The organism is Marinobacterium sp. LSUCC0821 (assembly GCF_012848475.1).
In the GTDB taxonomy this organism is placed as follows: Bacteria; Pseudomonadota; Gammaproteobacteria; order Pseudomonadales; family Balneatricaceae; genus Marinobacterium_E.
This window is the reverse complement of the sequence record NZ_CP051666.1, coordinates 611,614-626,912: the sequence shown is the minus strand read 5'-3', so window position 1 is coordinate 626,912 and position 15,299 is coordinate 611,614. Positions and strand designations below refer to the sequence as shown.

Below are 15,299 nucleotides of genomic sequence, written 5' to 3'. Positions count from 1 at the left end.
CCCTTATTTACGGTTCAAACTTGATTAACCGCGCTTACCTACGTACCGCACCTTACGGCGGCGACGCTCAGCAACAGGCGCCTCTTGTGGCTTATCGGTGTTCTGACGAGCACGCTGGCGCTTATATTCGCGTTTAACCTTCTCAAGATCTTCCGGTTTAATTGCAGGCACTACACGACGCTCTAGTTCCAACTCATCTGTTAGAACGTTAACCTCTTTTTGACCTAGCGCTCTCCAAGTTCCCACTTTCACATCGCTTGGCAGGAATACTGGACCAAAACGGACACGCTTCAAGCGGTTAACCTGCAGTCCCTGCGACTCCCATAGACGGCGAACCTCACGATTACGACCCTCCATAACCACACAGTGGAACCACTTGTTGGCACCTTCACCATCGAAGTACTGTACATCGCTGAATTTAGCCATGCCATCATCAAGCAATACGCCATCTTTAAGGCGCTGCAACATATCATCGTTCACTTCGCCTAGAACACGCACAGCGTATTCACGGTCGATGTTACTTGATGGATGCATCATCTTATTGGCGATTTCACCATCAGTCGTAAAGACAAGAAGACCTGATGTATTGATGTCTAAGCGACCAATAGCCACCCAGCGCTCTTGTTTTAACTTAGGTAAGTTATCAAATACCGTCGGACGACCTTCTGGATCGTGACGCGTACAAACCTCACCAACAGGCTTATTGTAGATAAGCACTCGAGCTGCCTTATGCCGCCCAGATTCGATCTCTAATAGGCGACCATCCACCTTAATTAGATCTCTCTCTGTAACTCGATCTCCAAGTGTCGCTACCTGATCATTGATCTGGATACGACCCTCTTCAATCCAACGCTCCATCTCACGACGTGAGCCCAATCCGGAGCGCGCCAACACTTTTTGTAACTTTTCATCTGTCATGTGACGCAACCTTTTTAGCAAATAAAAAAGGCCCTTCCGAGGAAGAGCCTCTATAGGTAGCCTACGGATAAGCCCATGAATAGGCTTGTTCACAGATTCCCTAAGCGAAGTATAAATTAATTCGCGCTAGGTAGCTGCTCTTTTGAGATACCGCGTGACGACATGTACTGTGCAAAAATTGCAGGAGTACGTCCACGACCTGTCCAAGTGTGAGTCTGGCCTTGTGCATCAGTAATCTGGTACTTAGCCTTAACCTCTTTCTTGCGAACTGGTGCTTCAACATTACCTACTAGATCGTCCAGCTGAACGCCTGCAGCACGCATTGTTTCGCGGATCTTTTCGATCGCTTCAACTTTAGCTTTTTCTTGTTCAGCACGTGCCGCTTCTTCAACACGACGTTCTTCAATAAGATCAGTTAGATCCGCAACTGCTTTTTCTAATTCAGCAACAGATGCGCCCTGGCACTGTTTACGAAGGGAATTTTTACGTAGAAGAGTTTTGATAAAATCGCTCATTACACATCCATTAATATTAAATTAGTCTGTGAATTATGCTTTTATTTAAAAATAAATCAACACTCGAAATAATATTATTTAAATAAAAACAACCATAAGATTTTAATATTTAAAATACCAATCCCAATATAAGTTTATAAATTAAAACTTATTTAGCCAACTAAACCTATAAAACGAAATATGAGAACCACATTAAACAAGAATTCAGGTATGGAGTTGTACATAGAGAAAACGTAGAATCGGCATCTTAGCAATCAACCTTGGTCAAGCATGTTCAAGTTCATCAACACTAAAAGACTCCCAATTTGGTACCTCGCAATCGCACTTCCCTTGGTATTGGAGCCTGCAGCACTTATCTTCCAGTATGTTTTAGATTATGGCCCATGCATTCTATGTGTTCAGATCCGAGCAACACTGATAGCGATGTTCATCGCTGGTATAGCTGGTATATCTGTTAGCTGCAAAGCTGCACAAAAGCTTCTATCTTTAGCCCTGGTAGGTATCACAGGAGTTTTCGCATACCAGAGTTTTATGGTTCTTGGTATAGAGCGATACTGGTTTGAGGGTAGCTGCACGATGGACGCTCCTTTTCCGAATTGGTTGCCACTCCACGAATGGATACCATCAGTATTCGAACCTTGGGAACTTTGCGGTTATACCCCTGAAATTATTCGCGGTATTACCATGGCAGAAGCATTAGTAATAATCTCAATTACGAGCATACTTGCTGCCATCTACAACCTATTTATTGTATTGAGAAAATAGTGCCCATTTCAGATTTAATTACCCTTTTGGCTGCAGGCCTTTTAGGCGGCGTGGTCAATTCACTAGCGGGTGGCGGAAGTTTTATCACCTTTCCAACTCTGCTTTTTGTCGGTGTCCCACCTATTGCTGCAAACGCTAGTAATACCTTTGCAGCTTGCGCCGGTTATATCTCTGGTACCTGGGCACTGCGTTCGGAGTTTACCCAGTCTAAAAGTGAACTACTGAAACTTACACTCATATCAGCAGTAGGCGGCGGTGTTGGCGCTTATCTATTAACCCAAACCAGTGATACTGAATTTAGAGGCGCTATACCTTGGCTTCTTCTTTTTGCTACGGTCATCTTTATTTTTGGCAATCAAATGAATGCCACTTTGCAGCACTGGGCAAACAAAAATAAACACGCATCAACCATACAACACATATTAATTATGGGGTTATTTATTGGCGTATCTATTTACGGCGGTTTCTTTAATGCGGGATTAGGGATTATTACGTTGAGCTATTTGAGCCTTGCTGGGTTTAAAAACATCAACGAGATGAATGCTCTTAAACTACTCTACTCTAGCTCAATTTCATTATGTGCAATTGTGCTTTTTATCTGGAATGATTTAATTGTCTGGCCAGAGATGCTGACACTACTAGTCGGCACATTAATTGGTGGATATTTAGCGGGTCACCTATCGCGCAAACTGCCACAAATTTGGGTGCGCAGGGCAATCATTGTCGCAAGTACTGGCATTACTGGTTATTTCTTTATTGCAGGCTAGGGTACCTGCGAACAAGTCCACAGTATCTCAGCGAGACCTGAAATGTGCAGATACAAGGCGCTTTTCGCCGCTAATGGCTGTAGCCCTTAGCAAGAGAAGCAACGCCGTAGATGCCTATTGCAGGGCCCGCCCTTCGGGGCTTACAGTCAAATCCATCCTCTGTGTTGTGCTTTCTCGACTTAGCCCGCTAGGCCATCGAAAACACGCCTTGATGATGTATTTGACTGTAAGCCTGAGATGCCATGGACTTATTCGCAGGTTCCCTAGGAAGTCGGCATCCCTTTGGGAAACCTCCTACACACTAAAACCTTATGATTCTCTTATGTGCCTGTAGGAACCTCCCCGCAGGGGCGGTGACCTTTATGTGAAATAAAACTAAAACTCGACAGGCGTTAACAGTTCGCCGGTTTTAAGATAGTTCTCCAAATTATCCGCTACTAAACGCGACATCGCTGTACGGGTCTCTTCAGTTGCACTTCCTATATGTGGAAACATCACCACAGAGCTTAGCTCTAGCAACTCTTTCGGGTAGTTTGGCTCATCAGTAAATACATCCAGTGCCGCACCGCCAACCTCTCCTGCTAGTAGCATTTCGACCAACACATCTTGATCAACCACAGATCCCCTAGCGATATTGATTAGAACTGAACTCTTACCAAGCGCTGTAAGAACCTCTCGACCAATCAAACCATCTGTTTCAGGACCACCCGGACAGAGCAGAACAAGGTAGTCACTCCATCTAGCTAACTCTAGGAGCGAGCTCTCATAGGGATAATTAACATCTTGGCGTGGCGAGCGATTGTGATATCGAATAGGCATAGAGAAGGCCTCTGCGCGCTTAGCAACTTCAACCCCTATACGACCCAGACCAACAATTCCAAGATTTTTACCCGTCACCTTGCGCCCCATAGGTGTTTGGCCTGTGGCAGCCCACTGATCTGCACGTAGCCAACGTTCTGACTCAATCAATTGGCGCGCTTGCGTCAAAATCATGGCCAGGGTCATATCAGCAACACACTCATTCAGAACATCGGGTGTGTTTGTAACGGCAATGTTTCGGCTCTTGGCGGCGGGGAGGTCTACTTTGTCGTAACCAACACCCCAACCAAATATCACCCTAAGATTAGGCAGTGCTGCCATGAGTGCCTCAGAACAACCACGCCCAGCATTGGTAATGACTATTTCAAACTGCTGACCCTGCTCTTTAAGAAACTGCTCTCTATCAGGTTGTTTATGCAGCACTGTGAGATCTACAAGCTCTGCCAACCAGCCTTGCAGATCTTTACTTAACCCAGCAATTTGCAGTGCTTTAACTTTAGCCATGACTGTTCACTCTAAGATTTTTGAACCAACCTAATCCTGCTTCAGTATCACCAGCAGGCCGGTACTCACATCCGACGAAGCCCTTATACCCTTTTGCTTCAAGCAACTTGAACAGGTAGTCAAAGTTAAGCTCTCCCCTGTCTGGCTCATTGCGCGATGGCACAGATGCGATTTGAATATGATCAATATATGACCAGTAGGCTTTGAGGCGTGTCTCGATATCGCCACAGATAATCTGCGTGTGATAAAAATCGAACTGTAGCGCTACATTTGGACTATTTAACTGTTCAAGCACCTTGATAGCTAAGTCTGGGTGATTCATAAAATAACCAGGCATGTCGCGGTTATTTATAGGCTCTATCATCAGACGCACACCAACTGATTGAGCCTGCTCAGTTGCCCACTGCAGATTATTTAGGTAGCACTCTAAAGATGCCTCTGGAGCCTGATTTTCTGGAGGGATGCCCGACATAACATGGATACGCTCATTACCCAGTACCTCAGCATAAGTTAAAGCCTCCTCAATGGTTGAGCGAAACTGATCTTCAGTACCAACAACCGCCGCAAACCCGCGCTGACCCGATTCCCAATCGCCCGCACTTGCATTGAATAGCGCCTGCGTTAAACCCGCGTTATCTAAACGAGACCTAATCTCACTCGCTGAGTATTCATAAGGAAACAGGTACTCAACCTGTTCAAAGCCGGCATTTGCCGCACGAGCGAACCGTTCCGTGAACTCAACTTCGTTAAACATCATCGAAAGGTTTGCAGCAAATTTAAGCACAGCTTATCCCCTTAAATACTGGATTTATAAAGCTCAGCAACACAGTTTAGAGTGCCTGCGCAAAGGGCTTCAGCAGTTGATTCGTTATCACTCTCCGCGTAACAACGCAGCTCAGGGGCATTGCCCGACGGGCGAAGATGCACCACATTTCCAGAAGTGAATGTAACTCGGTAGCCATCGGTCTGGTCAACCGTTTGAATGCCACTCTGCTCACCCTCTACAAGAGAGCTAAAATGAACATCACCTGCATTAAGCTTTGCAAGCAGCTCTTGACTCCACGCAGTAGGAATTTCTGGGATACGATCACTTGCTGTAAAACGCGCCGGCAGTAACTTAGTCAGTCGACTAACAGGTGTCTCATGTTGAATAGCGAGTGCGATAATGGCTAGCATTGGCAGTATCGCATCACGCGTAGGCAGTGCGCTGAGTAAATTACCATTGATACTCAAATCTGAGCCAAGCAAAAAGCCACCATTCGCTTCGAAACCTGCCACTACCCCTTCGGCCTGCTCCATACCCGCTATCACATAAGGAGAGCCAATCTGCGTACGTAGCGTCTCTTTAAACCAGTTAGATTTCTCAAGCGCTGTGTTACTACTCACAGGGGTTACAACAGTATCCGCACCTAAGAAGTAAGCCGTTAAGACACCGACGATATCACCGCGTAAAAAATCTCCTCGCTCATCACCGATAAGAGGACGATCCGCATCACCATCGGTAGAGACGAGCAGATCGAAGTCACCCTCTTTGGCCCATACTTTAGCCTGTTTACGATCTTCTGCTCGCACCGCCTCTGTATCAATAGGGACAAACTGTTCTGTTCTACCAAGGGCTATAACTTCAGCACCCATCTGTTCAAATAGCTTGGCAATTAAATCTCGTGCAACACTTGAATGCTGGTATATAGCAACTCGTAACCCATCACAAAGATCTGATCCAAAGAAGTCGAGATAGCGAGCCAAATAGGCTTGTTCTGCACCAGCATCGATAGCAGGAAGCGCTTTCAAGGAGATCGCTTCAGGAACATCAACAGTTGCGGTCGCAATAGCCTGCTCTTCGCGCTTACCTATTTCGCCTTTAGCGTTGTAGAACTTGATGCCGTTACGATCGAATGGAATATGGCTACCTGTTACTACAACCGCTGGGGCATTAAACGTAGCCGCATAGTATGCAATTGCAGGGGTTGCAAGCGCACCAACATAGATAACACGCAATCCTTCAGCAGATAGCGCTGCAATGACAGCCTGTGTTATTTCAGGGCTTGAAGGGCGCAAATCGTGCCCAACAACGACGACTTCCCCCTCACCACAGGCCTGCCAAAACGCCTTAGCAAAGCCATAGCAGACGCGATCAGTTAGATCCGTAACCAACCCTCGCACACCCGAGGTACCAAATTTTACACCCGCTTCTGAAATCTTAAATTGCATCTCAAATCACTCATTTCTGCAGTTTTATCAAATTTTGTAACAATTACACTCATGTACAGGTTCTCATCTATGCACAAACCGTACCAATACTGCAGCCATAATTACAAAACTGAACGTTTAGAACTGGGCCACATCATAACGCACACTGCTGCTTAGAGTGATATAAAAGCTGCAAGTCCCTTCTATTTTCAAACATCTCTTGCCTTGCTCTACCCCTCGCCAAAGCAGGTATAATATGTAGCTTCAACGATCAGGCAGATGGTAATCTCTGCTTCATCCCATTCCGAACTAAACAGGATGTTGGTGTGTTCGAAAATCTACTTTTTACAGCAGAGCTTTTAGGTACCGTGGTGTTTGCAATAACTGGCGCCTTAGCTGCGACCGGTAAACGCATCGATATTTTCGGAGTCATAGTGCTTGGGGTGGTCACTGCACTGGGTGGCGGTACTGTACGAGACCTTACCATCTCCCCTAACCCAACTTTTTGGCTAGAAGACACACGCTATCTTTGGACAGCAGTTATCGCTTCGCTGTCGACCTTTATCCTGGCACGATACCTTCGCTACCCGAGACGTCTACTTCTCATACTCGATGCTGCCGGGCTGTCTCTATTTGCGATTATTGGTGCGCAAAAAGCGCAGATGCTCGGATATGAGCCGGTTATTGTAGTAATGATGGCGTGTATCACTGGTGTAGTGGGTGGATTGATTCGTGACGTACTAACAAACGAAACCCCAATGGTACTTGGTGGCGGAGATGGCGAACTCTATGCAACCTGCACCATTCTAGGTGCATCAGTTTTAGTCTTGGGTCAGAGCCACATCAACCCTGTTATGCTCACCTACATCGCAATGGCAGTCATATTTATAACTCGATTAGCTGCCATTTTCGGCAACCTTCGATTACCTAAATTCATTGATGCCGGACATAGACTTGAGAGTAACGAAGAGGCTCGTAACACCCGCTCGGACAGCGATAAATGACCCATACATCTCTGTTACGAACACCTCTTTTTGTTAAGTTCTTACTCGGACAGATAAGCTCTCAACTTGCGATTCAAATGCTACTTGTCGGGCTCGGCTGGCAGGTCTATTTAATTACTGAAAGTGCGATGGCGCTAGGCTGGGTTGGTCTAGCGAGATACCTACCTCAACTAATATTGACCCTTCATGCGGGATCAGTAGCCGACCGTTTCAATCGCGTTAAGATCATAATGTGGGGGCGCGGCATCACCATCATTGCGATGCTGATGCTCAGTTATACGAGCTACACCAACTCAATTAATGAGTATGTGATCTACTTTGCCTGTGTACTCTTAGGTATCGCCCAGACCTATAACATGCCAGCCTCACAAGCCATTGTTCCCAATCTGGTATCACGTGCCAACCATGCCCAAGCGCAGACAATTACCGCCTCTGGACGAGAAGCTACGACTATTATCGGCCCAGCTCTGGGCGGTGTTATCTACATCTTTGGCTCTGAAACGCTCTACTTTTTATGTTCACTTGTATCCCTACTATCTGTTTTAACCTTTGCAGGACTTATCGAATCTCAACCTGAACGTCTTCAGAGCAACGCTAAAAAGAACGCGTTATTTGATGGCTTCAGATTTGTATGGCGCAACCAGCTGATTTTCGGCTCGCTGCTTTTGGACACACTTGCTGTACTGATCGGCAGTGTTACTGCCCTACTGCCAATGATTGCGCGCGATATTCTTGAAACAGATTCAGTGGGACTAGGTCTCCTTCGAAGTGCGCCTGCGGTAGGTGCAGTCTTGATGTCATTGCTAATCGCGCGATATCCAATCAAACGTAACTCAGGTCGCATTCTCTACTACGCTGTTGGCGTTTTTGGCTTAGCAACAATTGTTTTTGGCTTCTCAGATCAACTTTGGTTATCACTAGCCATGCTCTTTTTGCTTGGCTCTGCAGATATGGTCAGTGTGATTATTCGCGCTACCTGGGTGCAAGATGAGACACCTGACGAGATGCGTGGCCGAGTAAGCGCTGTAAATGCGCTATTTATCTCTACATCGAATGAACTGGGTGAATTTGAATCAGGTTTAGCAGCCGCTTGGATCGGTGCCGTTCCATCCATTCTTCTCGGAGGCGTTGGCACCCTTTTGATGGTCGCTATTTGGATTCCGCTCTTCCCCAGTCTCTGGAATAGAGACCACTTGGTCAATCCAGAGACTGAAGAGTCACGTTAGAAATGCATAGCCCTTCTATAGGCTAACGATCGAGTAGCTCTATCCAGTGATTAACAGGAACAGGTGAAGCTGTCTCGATGTGAAGCTGACAACCGATATTAGCTGTCACGATTTGAGTAGGTTCATCGATAGTCAGCGCTTTCACTTTGTTAGCCAAAAGCTTCTGGCTAATCTCTGGCTGCAAAATCGAGTAGGTACCCGCCGATCCACAACAGAGGTGCTTATCCTTAGTTTTAGCAAGATCATATCCGACACGCGCTAACACCTTCTCAACCACGCCACTCTGCTTCATAGCGTGCTGAAGTGTACATGGGCAGTGGAAAGCGATCTTTTCGCTGCCAGTATTGGGGGCAAGCGGCGAAAGATCCTCATTAAGAAGAATCTCACCAATATCTTTGGTCAACTCGCTCACACGCTTGGCTTTCTCTGCATAAGCTGGGTCATCACGTAACAGATGGCCATAATCCTGCACCATGGCACCACAACCTGAAGCTGTCATAACTATCGCCTCGCAACCCGCTTCAATGGCTGGCCACCATGCATCAATATTCTGACGCATCTGGTTGAGTCCTGCCTCATGAGCAGAGAGGTGATAATTCACAGCACCGCAACAACCCGCTTGTGGCGCTTCAACAAGAGTAATTCCAAGCTTATCCAAAACCCGCGCAGTAGCCGCGTTGGTATTGGGTGCCGCACTCGGTTGTGCACAACCCGCCAAGGCCATCATGACACGCGCATGACGCTCTGCCGGCCAAGGTGAAGCGGTACGCTTGGTAGGAATCTTCTTACCTAAAGCACCTGGAACTATAGGTTTAAACACCTGTCCAATCTTGAGCAAAGGTCCAAAACGGTTTGGGTACGGAAGCACTTGGCGCAGCCCCCAACGCAACATCTTTTCACCAATTGGGCGATCCAGTTTCTTCTCAACGATGCCACGACCGATATCAATAAGGCGACCATATTGAACCCCTGATGGACAGGTTGTTTCACAGCTACGACAAGTCAAACAGCGATCAAGGTGCGTACGAGTCTTCTCAGTCACTTCGTCAGTTTCAAGCAGCTGTTTAATGAGATAGATACGCCCACGCGGGCCATCTCGCTCATCGTTAAGCTCTTGGTAGGTAGGACAGGTTGCTGTACAGAAGCCACAATGGACACAGGTACGCAGAATATCTTCCGCTTCCTGCCCTTCTGGTGTTGCCAAGTAGTGTTGAACGATATCCGTTTTCATCTGGGCAACTCCTACAACCAGCTGTAAGCACGGCCTGGATTTAGCAGACCATTTGGATCAATTGAGTGTTTAATACGCTGCTGTAGCGCTTCGATCGGCTTCGCCATCGGGTGCATCACTTCAGCCTGACGATCACCGCCTTTGTAGAGCGAAACCTGACCACCTGCTGCTTCAGCAAGTTTGACCATCTCAGCAAAATCACGATCACCGCTATACCAGCGCTCTGCACCGCCCCAGTTGATAAGACTGTCGCCGTCGAGCTTAAACGCCTCGGCATTAGAGCGAACAGAGAAACGCCACAGAGTGTCGCTCTCAAAAAGCGCCAGCTGACGATCTTGAAGCTTGTGCCAAAGTTTAGTGGCTTCAGCCGAATCTATCTCCTCGCCACCCCAAGACTTAGCGGTAGCATCAACAGCAGAACCCGCACCTGCTAGACGAACATGAAGTAGTCCATCAGCCCAAAACGCGGCAGTAATCGGCTTAGGCTGCCCAGAAAATTTATTCATCTGTGCAATCGCATCTGCCTGATCCATAGCGAACTTCAGAGTGCGAGTCGTTGCTGGCTTTGGAAGAACTTTAAGGCTGATCTCAGTCATCACACCAAGTGCACCAAAAGCGCCAGCCTGAAGACGAGACATGTCGTAACCCGCCACGTTCTTCATAACCTGGCCACCAAAGCGAAGGCGCTCGCCTTCACCATTAATTAGATTCACACCCAACACATGGTCACGTACAGAACCCCACCAAGGGCGACCAGGACCAGAGAGGTTGGTAGCCAAAGTACCACCTAATGTCGCTTTACCGCCAAAACGAGGCGGTTCAAACGCAAGCATCTGCCCTTCATCAGCCAAAGCTGATTCAAGCTCAATCAACGGAGTGCCTGCCCGTGCGGTTAAAACCAGCTCAACAGGCTGATAGTTCACGATACCGCTGTGGCCACCAACCTCTAGAACACGGTCTGCTTCAACAGCACGACCCATGAAATCTTTGGTACCTTCACCACGAATTCTGATTGTCTCATTCGCGGCCTGAGCATCTTTAACCTGCTCAATAATCTGTTGCGTTAAATCAGTCATGTGAGTGCCCCTCAGCAGTCTGTTGTACTGCCGCGTTTGGCGTAATGTTCATATCAAGCGAGCGATACTCCTGACAGCTTCGAAGCGTCGGAATACCTTTACCTGGGTTGAGCAGCTCGTTAGCGTCAAATGCACGTTTAACTTTATGGAACTGTGCAATCTCTGCATCGTTGAACTGCGCAGGCATCTGACGAAGCTTTTCGTAGCCGACACCATGCTCACCGGTGATACAGCCACCAACTTCAACACATAGCTCAAGAATCTTCCCGCCAAACTCCTCAGTTCGCTCGAGTTCACCCGGTACGTTTGCATCAAATAGAATCAGAGGATGGAGGTTACCGTCGCCAGCGTGGAATACGTTCGCCACGCGAAGACCGTAATAATCAGACATCTTCTGCATCTCTAACAACACATGGGTAAGCTGGCCACGTGGAATCGTGCCATCCATACAGTAGTAGTCTGGTGAGATACGACCCACCGCTGGGAATGCTGATTTTCGGCCCGCCCATAGACGCGCTCGCTCCTCTTCACTCTGCGATGTACGTACAGAGGTTGCCCCTAATCGACGGAATAGACTCTCAACTGCTGCAATGTGTTCCGATACCTCTTCATCCGTACCATCAACCTCACATAGCAAAAGTGCTTGAGCATCCAGGGGATAACCAGCTTTAGCAAAATCTTCAGCAGCTTGAATCGCAAAGCCATCCATCATCTCAAGGCCGCCAGGGATAATCCCCTCAGCAATAATACGACCAACAGCATCACCCGCTTTAGGAACAGAATCAAAACCTGCCACAACCACCTGAGCGCGCTCTGGTTTAGGGAGCAACTTAACCCTAACCTCGGTTACCACACCCAAAAGACCCTCAGAGCCAGTAAACAGCGCCATAAGGTCCATACCACAGCTATCCAATCCCTCAGAACCAATCGTGAGCAGCTCGCCCTCCATGGTTAGAAATTGAATGCTAAGCAGGTTATGAACAGTAAGACCGTACTTCAGACAGTGAACACCACCTGAGTTTTCAGCAACGTTACCGCCAATCGTACAAGCGATCTGTGAGGATGGATCTGGACCGTAGTAGAGACCAAACTCACCCGCCGCTTCACTGATGGCAAGGTTACGCACACCCGGCTGCACACGAGCAGCTCGAGCATCGGTATCAATCTCAAGAATCTGATTGAACTTTGCCATGGAGAGTACAACACCATCACCATGTGGCATGGCCCCAGCACACAAACCGGTACCTGCACCGCGCGCCACGACTGGCACACCCTCAGAGTGACACACTTTTAATACCTGCTGCGCCTGCTCTACCGTCTCTGGCAGAACAACCAACAGTGCCTCTTCGCAGTAAGCTGAAAGTCCATCACACTCATAAGGCTTCAGGGTCTCTGAATCACTGATGACATAATGTGGATCAATGATCGAACTAAACTGCTTAGCCAATCGCTGACGCGTTGCTAAACGGCTAGTTTGGTTCAATGCTTCCATTACGCTCTCCAAACAATTTAATAAGGAACTTTACGCTCCACGGTTTGCAAGCCAATACTCAAGTCCGGCTTGCGCACACTCCATATCTTGCATCGGGGTACCGGAACTTAAACCGATACCACCCACAACCTGTCCATCAATCTCTACCGGATATCCACCGCCTACTACACATAGACGACCACCCATAGAAGTATGAATACCAAACACGAGAGAGCCCGGCGTACATGCGGCGTTATACTCGTGAGTTGCTTTACGCGCTGCTGCAGCCGTAAACGCTTTGTCCTGTGCAATCGTTACACTGGTAATCTTACCGCCATCCATACGTTCAAAGGCGACCAGGTTGCCCGACTCGTCGGTAATAGCTATACACATCGGCACTCCGATCTCATTAGCCTTCTGAGCGGCACCAGCAATTAACAAACGTGCATCTGATATATCTAAACGCTTAATCTCAATCATCATACAACTCCATCTAACAGTGGTTAGACCGGATAACACATCCGTTCTTTCGGACTTTGTACAGTATTAAAGATCGCTTTACATAGTGGTATGACCAGCAGTAATCTAAGTACAAATTTGATTAAGCAAGCGCCGTTTCTCAGGAAATGATATTCAACCCCAAGTAAACATTGGGGATCAACGAGAAAAAGTGCAAACTGGTCTGACCAAAACCTTTCGAATGGCGAAATCTATGATCGAACATGGCTCAACAGCAGTAGCCTCTGTAACCAACTATCTACACAAGATGATTACTGATGGCGAATTAGGTCCGGAAGCGAAGATTCCATCAGAGCGCGCCCTATCAACTCGCCTTGGAGTATCTCGCGCTATTGTGCGTGAAGCACTCCATATCCTTTCCGGCAAAGGAATTATTGAGACCCACCATGGCCGCGGCTCATTCGTCTCATGTGCCCTCACCGATAAGAGATCGAACTCAGCAGTCATGAACCTTTTTGGGCATGATCCAAAGGCCGTCATAGAGATTCTTGAAGTGCGTGAACAGCTAGAAGGACAGGCCTGTTTCCTTGCAGCACAGCGTGCCACCGCCCGTGATCAGCACCGAATTCGAGAAGCGTTTAAAGCGATGGAGAATCTATCACCCAAATGGGACGCTTCACTCGACCACGATTTTCATAGGCGTATAATCGAAGCCTCACACAACTCAGTATTGATCCATACCCTCTCAAGCTTAAAAGAGCTGACTCTTATTAGTGTTGAAGCATCGGTAGACCACTTCGACAAAGAGGAAGGCTTTAAGCACCTCATTGAAAAGCACCACCGTGAGATCTACCAAGCGGTGAGTACAGGGCAAGCAGCTTGGGCGCGAACTGCAGCAATGGACCATGTCCGCCACGTTCGTGAAGCGCTTCAGGTGGCTTTTGACGCAGAGATGCGCCGTCTTAACACCCAAGCAAAGGTCCAATAACTGCGCCATTTGTGCACCTCTCTAATGCTCAAGTCTAATCGACATATTCATGCATTTGTCGCATTTTCTAGCTATATTCGTGTTACGCGAAATAAATTACGCATAAGGAGATATGCAAATGACACGTGAAGTAGTCGTTCTTAGTGCTGTTCGTTCAGCAATTGGTGCCTTCGGTGGCAGCCTTAGCTCTATCGAGCCTGCTGAGCTAGCTGGCCAGGTAATGAAAGAAGCAGTTAACCGTTCAGCCGTAGATCCTAACCAGATCAACTATGTGACTGTAGGTAACTGTATCCCTACTGAGAGCCGCTACCCGTACGTAGCGCGTGTCGCTTCTATCCAGGCGGGTCTCCCTATGTCATCTGTGGCGATGGCGGTTAACCGTCTTTGTTCTTCAGGCCTACAGGCTGTCGTATCAACTGCTCAGCAGATCATGCTTGGTGATTGTGACTACGGTATTGGTGGCGGTGTTGAATCGATGTCACGTGGTACATACATGGCACCAGCTATGCGTTCCGGTGCGCGCATGGGTGACACTCAAATGATCGATGCGATGGTTGCAGTACTTACCGACCCATTCGGCGCTGGCCACATGGGTATCACTGCAGAAAACCTTGCTGAAAAATGGAACATCACTCGTGAAGAGCAAGATGCATTTGCTGCTGAGTCTCAGCGTCGTGCAGCGATCGCAATTGAAGAGGGTCGCTTCAAAGAGCAGATCGTTCCTATCACTATCAAAACACGCAAAGGCGATGTGGTTTTCGATACCGACGAGCATCCAAAACCAGGTGCAACTGTAGAGAAGCTTGGTGCAATGCGCCCTGCATTCAAAAAAGATGGCACAGTGACTGCGGGTAACGCATCAGGCGTTAACGATGGCGCGGCATTCCTTGTACTTGCTGACGCAGAGACTGCTGCAAAGAATGGTCAGAAAGCGATCGCTAAGATCAAATCTTACGCAGTTGCCGGCGTACCAAACGATGTAATGGGTGAAGGTCCTATTCCATCTTCTAAGTTAGCCCTAGAGAAAGCGGGTCTAACAATTGCAGATATGGATGTGATCGAGTCGAACGAAGCATTTGCGGCTCAAGCTATTGCAGTTGCTAAAGGCTTAGGTCTACCAGCAGATAAGACAAACCCTAACGGTGGTGCAATTGCACTTGGTCACCCAGTAGGCTGTTCTGGTGCGTTTATCGCAACTAAAGCGATCTACGAACTTCACCGTACTGGTGGCAAGTATGCACTTGTAACCATGTGTATCGGTGGTGGTCAGGGTATCGCAGTTATCTTCGAACGCGTTTAATCAAAGATCCATTAAAAAAACCGGCAGCAGCCGGTTTTTTTTCGCGCAAATTTCTAACCATGAACT

The 15,299-nt window shown here is 47.7% G+C and carries 15 protein-coding genes; 6 read left to right on the top strand and 9 right to left on the bottom strand.

Annotated elements, in window-relative coordinates:
• Nucleotides 1-24: 24 nt before the first annotated feature.
• Nucleotides 25-918, bottom strand: coding sequence for a 23S rRNA pseudouridine(2605) synthase RluB (gene rluB, locus HH196_RS03130; RefSeq protein ID WP_169450628.1), 894 nt, complete (start codon nt 916-918; stop codon nt 25-27).
• A 116-nt stretch (nt 919-1,034) separates the two neighbouring features.
• Complete coding sequence (locus HH196_RS03125; RefSeq protein ID WP_169450627.1) at nt 1,035-1,433, bottom strand: H-NS family nucleoid-associated regulatory protein; 399 nt, start codon at nt 1,431-1,433, stop codon at nt 1,035-1,037.
• Nucleotides 1,434-1,703: 270 nt separating this feature from the next.
• Here HH196_RS03125 and HH196_RS03120 point away from each other — a divergent pair, with 270 nt between their 5' ends.
• Both HH196_RS03120 and HH196_RS03115 read left to right on the top strand, forming a co-directional pair.
• Entirely contained in the window at nt 1,704-2,198 is a 495-nt protein-coding gene (locus tag HH196_RS03120) for a disulfide bond formation protein B (protein ID WP_169450626.1), read from the top strand.
• The gene (locus HH196_RS03115; RefSeq protein ID WP_169450625.1) at nt 2,198-2,965 is read left to right on the top strand and encodes a sulfite exporter TauE/SafE family protein; all 768 of its coding nucleotides are present in this window, start codon (nt 2,198-2,200) and stop codon (nt 2,963-2,965) included. The genes HH196_RS03120 and HH196_RS03115 overlap by 1 nt, the downstream gene beginning before the upstream one ends.
• A 375-nt stretch (nt 2,966-3,340) precedes the next feature.
• On the opposite strand, the gene HH196_RS03110 is transcribed toward HH196_RS03115, so the two are convergent.
• The 3 genes from HH196_RS03110 to HH196_RS03100 are packed head-to-tail and all read right to left on the bottom strand — an operon-like array spanning nt 3,341 to nt 6,499.
• The gene (locus tag HH196_RS03110) at nt 3,341-4,288 is read right to left on the bottom strand and encodes a 2-hydroxyacid dehydrogenase (RefSeq protein ID WP_169450624.1); all 948 of its coding nucleotides are present in this window, start codon (nt 4,286-4,288) and stop codon (nt 3,341-3,343) included.
• Nucleotides 4,281-5,072 carry a 2-oxo-tetronate isomerase gene (gene otnI / locus HH196_RS03105; protein ID WP_169450623.1) on the bottom strand — a complete coding sequence of 264 codons (792 nt, stop codon included), beginning with the start codon at nt 5,070-5,072 and terminating at the stop codon, nt 4,281-4,283. The genes HH196_RS03110 and otnI overlap by 8 nt, the downstream gene beginning before the upstream one ends.
• An 11-nt stretch (nt 5,073-5,083) precedes the next feature.
• Nucleotides 5,084-6,499 carry a phosphomannomutase gene (locus tag HH196_RS03100; protein WP_169450622.1) on the bottom strand — a complete coding sequence of 472 codons (1,416 nt, stop codon included), beginning with the start codon at nt 6,497-6,499 and terminating at the stop codon, nt 5,084-5,086.
• A 305-nt stretch (nt 6,500-6,804) separates the two neighbouring features.
• On the opposite strand from HH196_RS03100, the gene HH196_RS03095 reads away from it, so the two are divergent.
• Both HH196_RS03095 and HH196_RS03090 read left to right on the top strand, forming a co-directional pair.
• Entirely contained in the window at nt 6,805-7,482 is a 678-nt protein-coding gene (locus tag HH196_RS03095; protein ID WP_169450621.1) for a trimeric intracellular cation channel family protein, read from the top strand.
• Entirely contained in the window at nt 7,479-8,708 is a 1,230-nt protein-coding gene (locus tag HH196_RS03090) for an MFS transporter (RefSeq protein WP_169450620.1), read from the top strand. The genes HH196_RS03095 and HH196_RS03090 overlap by 4 nt, the downstream gene beginning before the upstream one ends.
• Nucleotides 8,709-8,730: 22 nt before the next feature.
• Here the strand turns inward: HH196_RS03090 and glcF are convergent, their stop codons facing one another.
• From glcF to HH196_RS03070, 4 genes are read right to left on the bottom strand one after another with little or no spacing between them, the layout of a single operon-like run.
• On the bottom strand, nt 8,731-9,939 hold the full coding sequence (gene glcF / locus HH196_RS03085; protein ID WP_169450619.1) for a glycolate oxidase subunit GlcF: 1,209 nt from the start codon (nt 9,937-9,939) through the stop codon (nt 8,731-8,733).
• Nucleotides 9,940-9,950: 11 nt separating this feature from the next.
• Complete coding sequence (glcE, locus tag HH196_RS03080; protein ID WP_169450618.1) at nt 9,951-11,015, bottom strand: glycolate oxidase subunit GlcE; 1,065 nt, start codon at nt 11,013-11,015, stop codon at nt 9,951-9,953.
• Complete coding sequence (locus tag HH196_RS03075) at nt 11,008-12,507, bottom strand: FAD-linked oxidase C-terminal domain-containing protein (protein WP_169450617.1); 1,500 nt, start codon at nt 12,505-12,507, stop codon at nt 11,008-11,010. Before HH196_RS03075 ends, glcE begins: the two co-directional genes overlap by 8 nt.
• A 30-nt stretch (nt 12,508-12,537) precedes the next feature.
• Entirely contained in the window at nt 12,538-12,969 is a 432-nt protein-coding gene (locus tag HH196_RS03070) for a heme-binding protein (RefSeq protein ID WP_248276882.1), read from the bottom strand.
• A gap of 187 nt (nt 12,970-13,156) precedes the next feature.
• Between HH196_RS03070 and HH196_RS03065 the strand changes: the two genes are divergently transcribed.
• Nucleotides 13,157-13,933, top strand: coding sequence for a FadR/GntR family transcriptional regulator (locus HH196_RS03065; RefSeq protein ID WP_248276881.1), 777 nt, complete (start codon nt 13,157-13,159; stop codon nt 13,931-13,933).
• A gap of 118 nt (nt 13,934-14,051) precedes the next feature.
• Nucleotides 14,052-15,233: an acetyl-CoA C-acyltransferase family protein gene (locus HH196_RS03060; protein WP_169450616.1), complete on the top strand. Its 1,182-nt coding sequence runs from the start codon at nt 14,052-14,054 to the stop codon at nt 15,231-15,233.
• Nucleotides 15,234-15,299 lie beyond the last annotated feature (66 nt).

Excerpts from the sequence above, each read along its gene's own strand:
- rluB (WP_169450628.1), bottom strand. The coding sequence starts at position 918 with ATGACAGATGAAAAGTTACAAAAAGTGTTGGCGCGCTCCGGATTGGGC.
- HH196_RS03120 (WP_169450626.1), top strand. The coding sequence starts at position 1,704 with ATGTTCAAGTTCATCAACACTAAAAGACTCCCAATTTGGTACCTCGCA.
- HH196_RS03110 (WP_169450624.1), bottom strand. The coding sequence starts at position 4,288 with ATGGCTAAAGTTAAAGCACTGCAAATTGCTGGGTTAAGTAAAGATCTG.
- HH196_RS03060 (WP_169450616.1), top strand. The coding sequence starts at position 14,052 with ATGACACGTGAAGTAGTCGTTCTTAGTGCTGTTCGTTCAGCAATTGGT.
- glcF (WP_169450619.1), bottom strand. The coding sequence starts at position 9,939 with ATGAAAACGGATATCGTTCAACACTACTTGGCAACACCAGAAGGGCAG.
- HH196_RS03070 (WP_248276882.1), bottom strand. The coding sequence starts at position 12,969 with ATGATGATTGAGATTAAGCGTTTAGATATATCAGATGCACGTTTGTTA.
- HH196_RS03125 (WP_169450627.1), bottom strand. The coding sequence starts at position 1,433 with ATGAGCGATTTTATCAAAACTCTTCTACGTAAAAATTCCCTTCGTAAA.
- HH196_RS03100 (WP_169450622.1), bottom strand. The coding sequence starts at position 6,499 with ATGCAATTTAAGATTTCAGAAGCGGGTGTAAAATTTGGTACCTCGGGT.
- glcE (WP_169450618.1), bottom strand. The coding sequence starts at position 11,015 with ATGACTGATTTAACGCAACAGATTATTGAGCAGGTTAAAGATGCTCAG.
- HH196_RS03075 (WP_169450617.1), bottom strand. The coding sequence starts at position 12,507 with ATGGAAGCATTGAACCAAACTAGCCGTTTAGCAACGCGTCAGCGATTG.
- HH196_RS03090 (WP_169450620.1), top strand. The coding sequence starts at position 7,479 with ATGACCCATACATCTCTGTTACGAACACCTCTTTTTGTTAAGTTCTTA.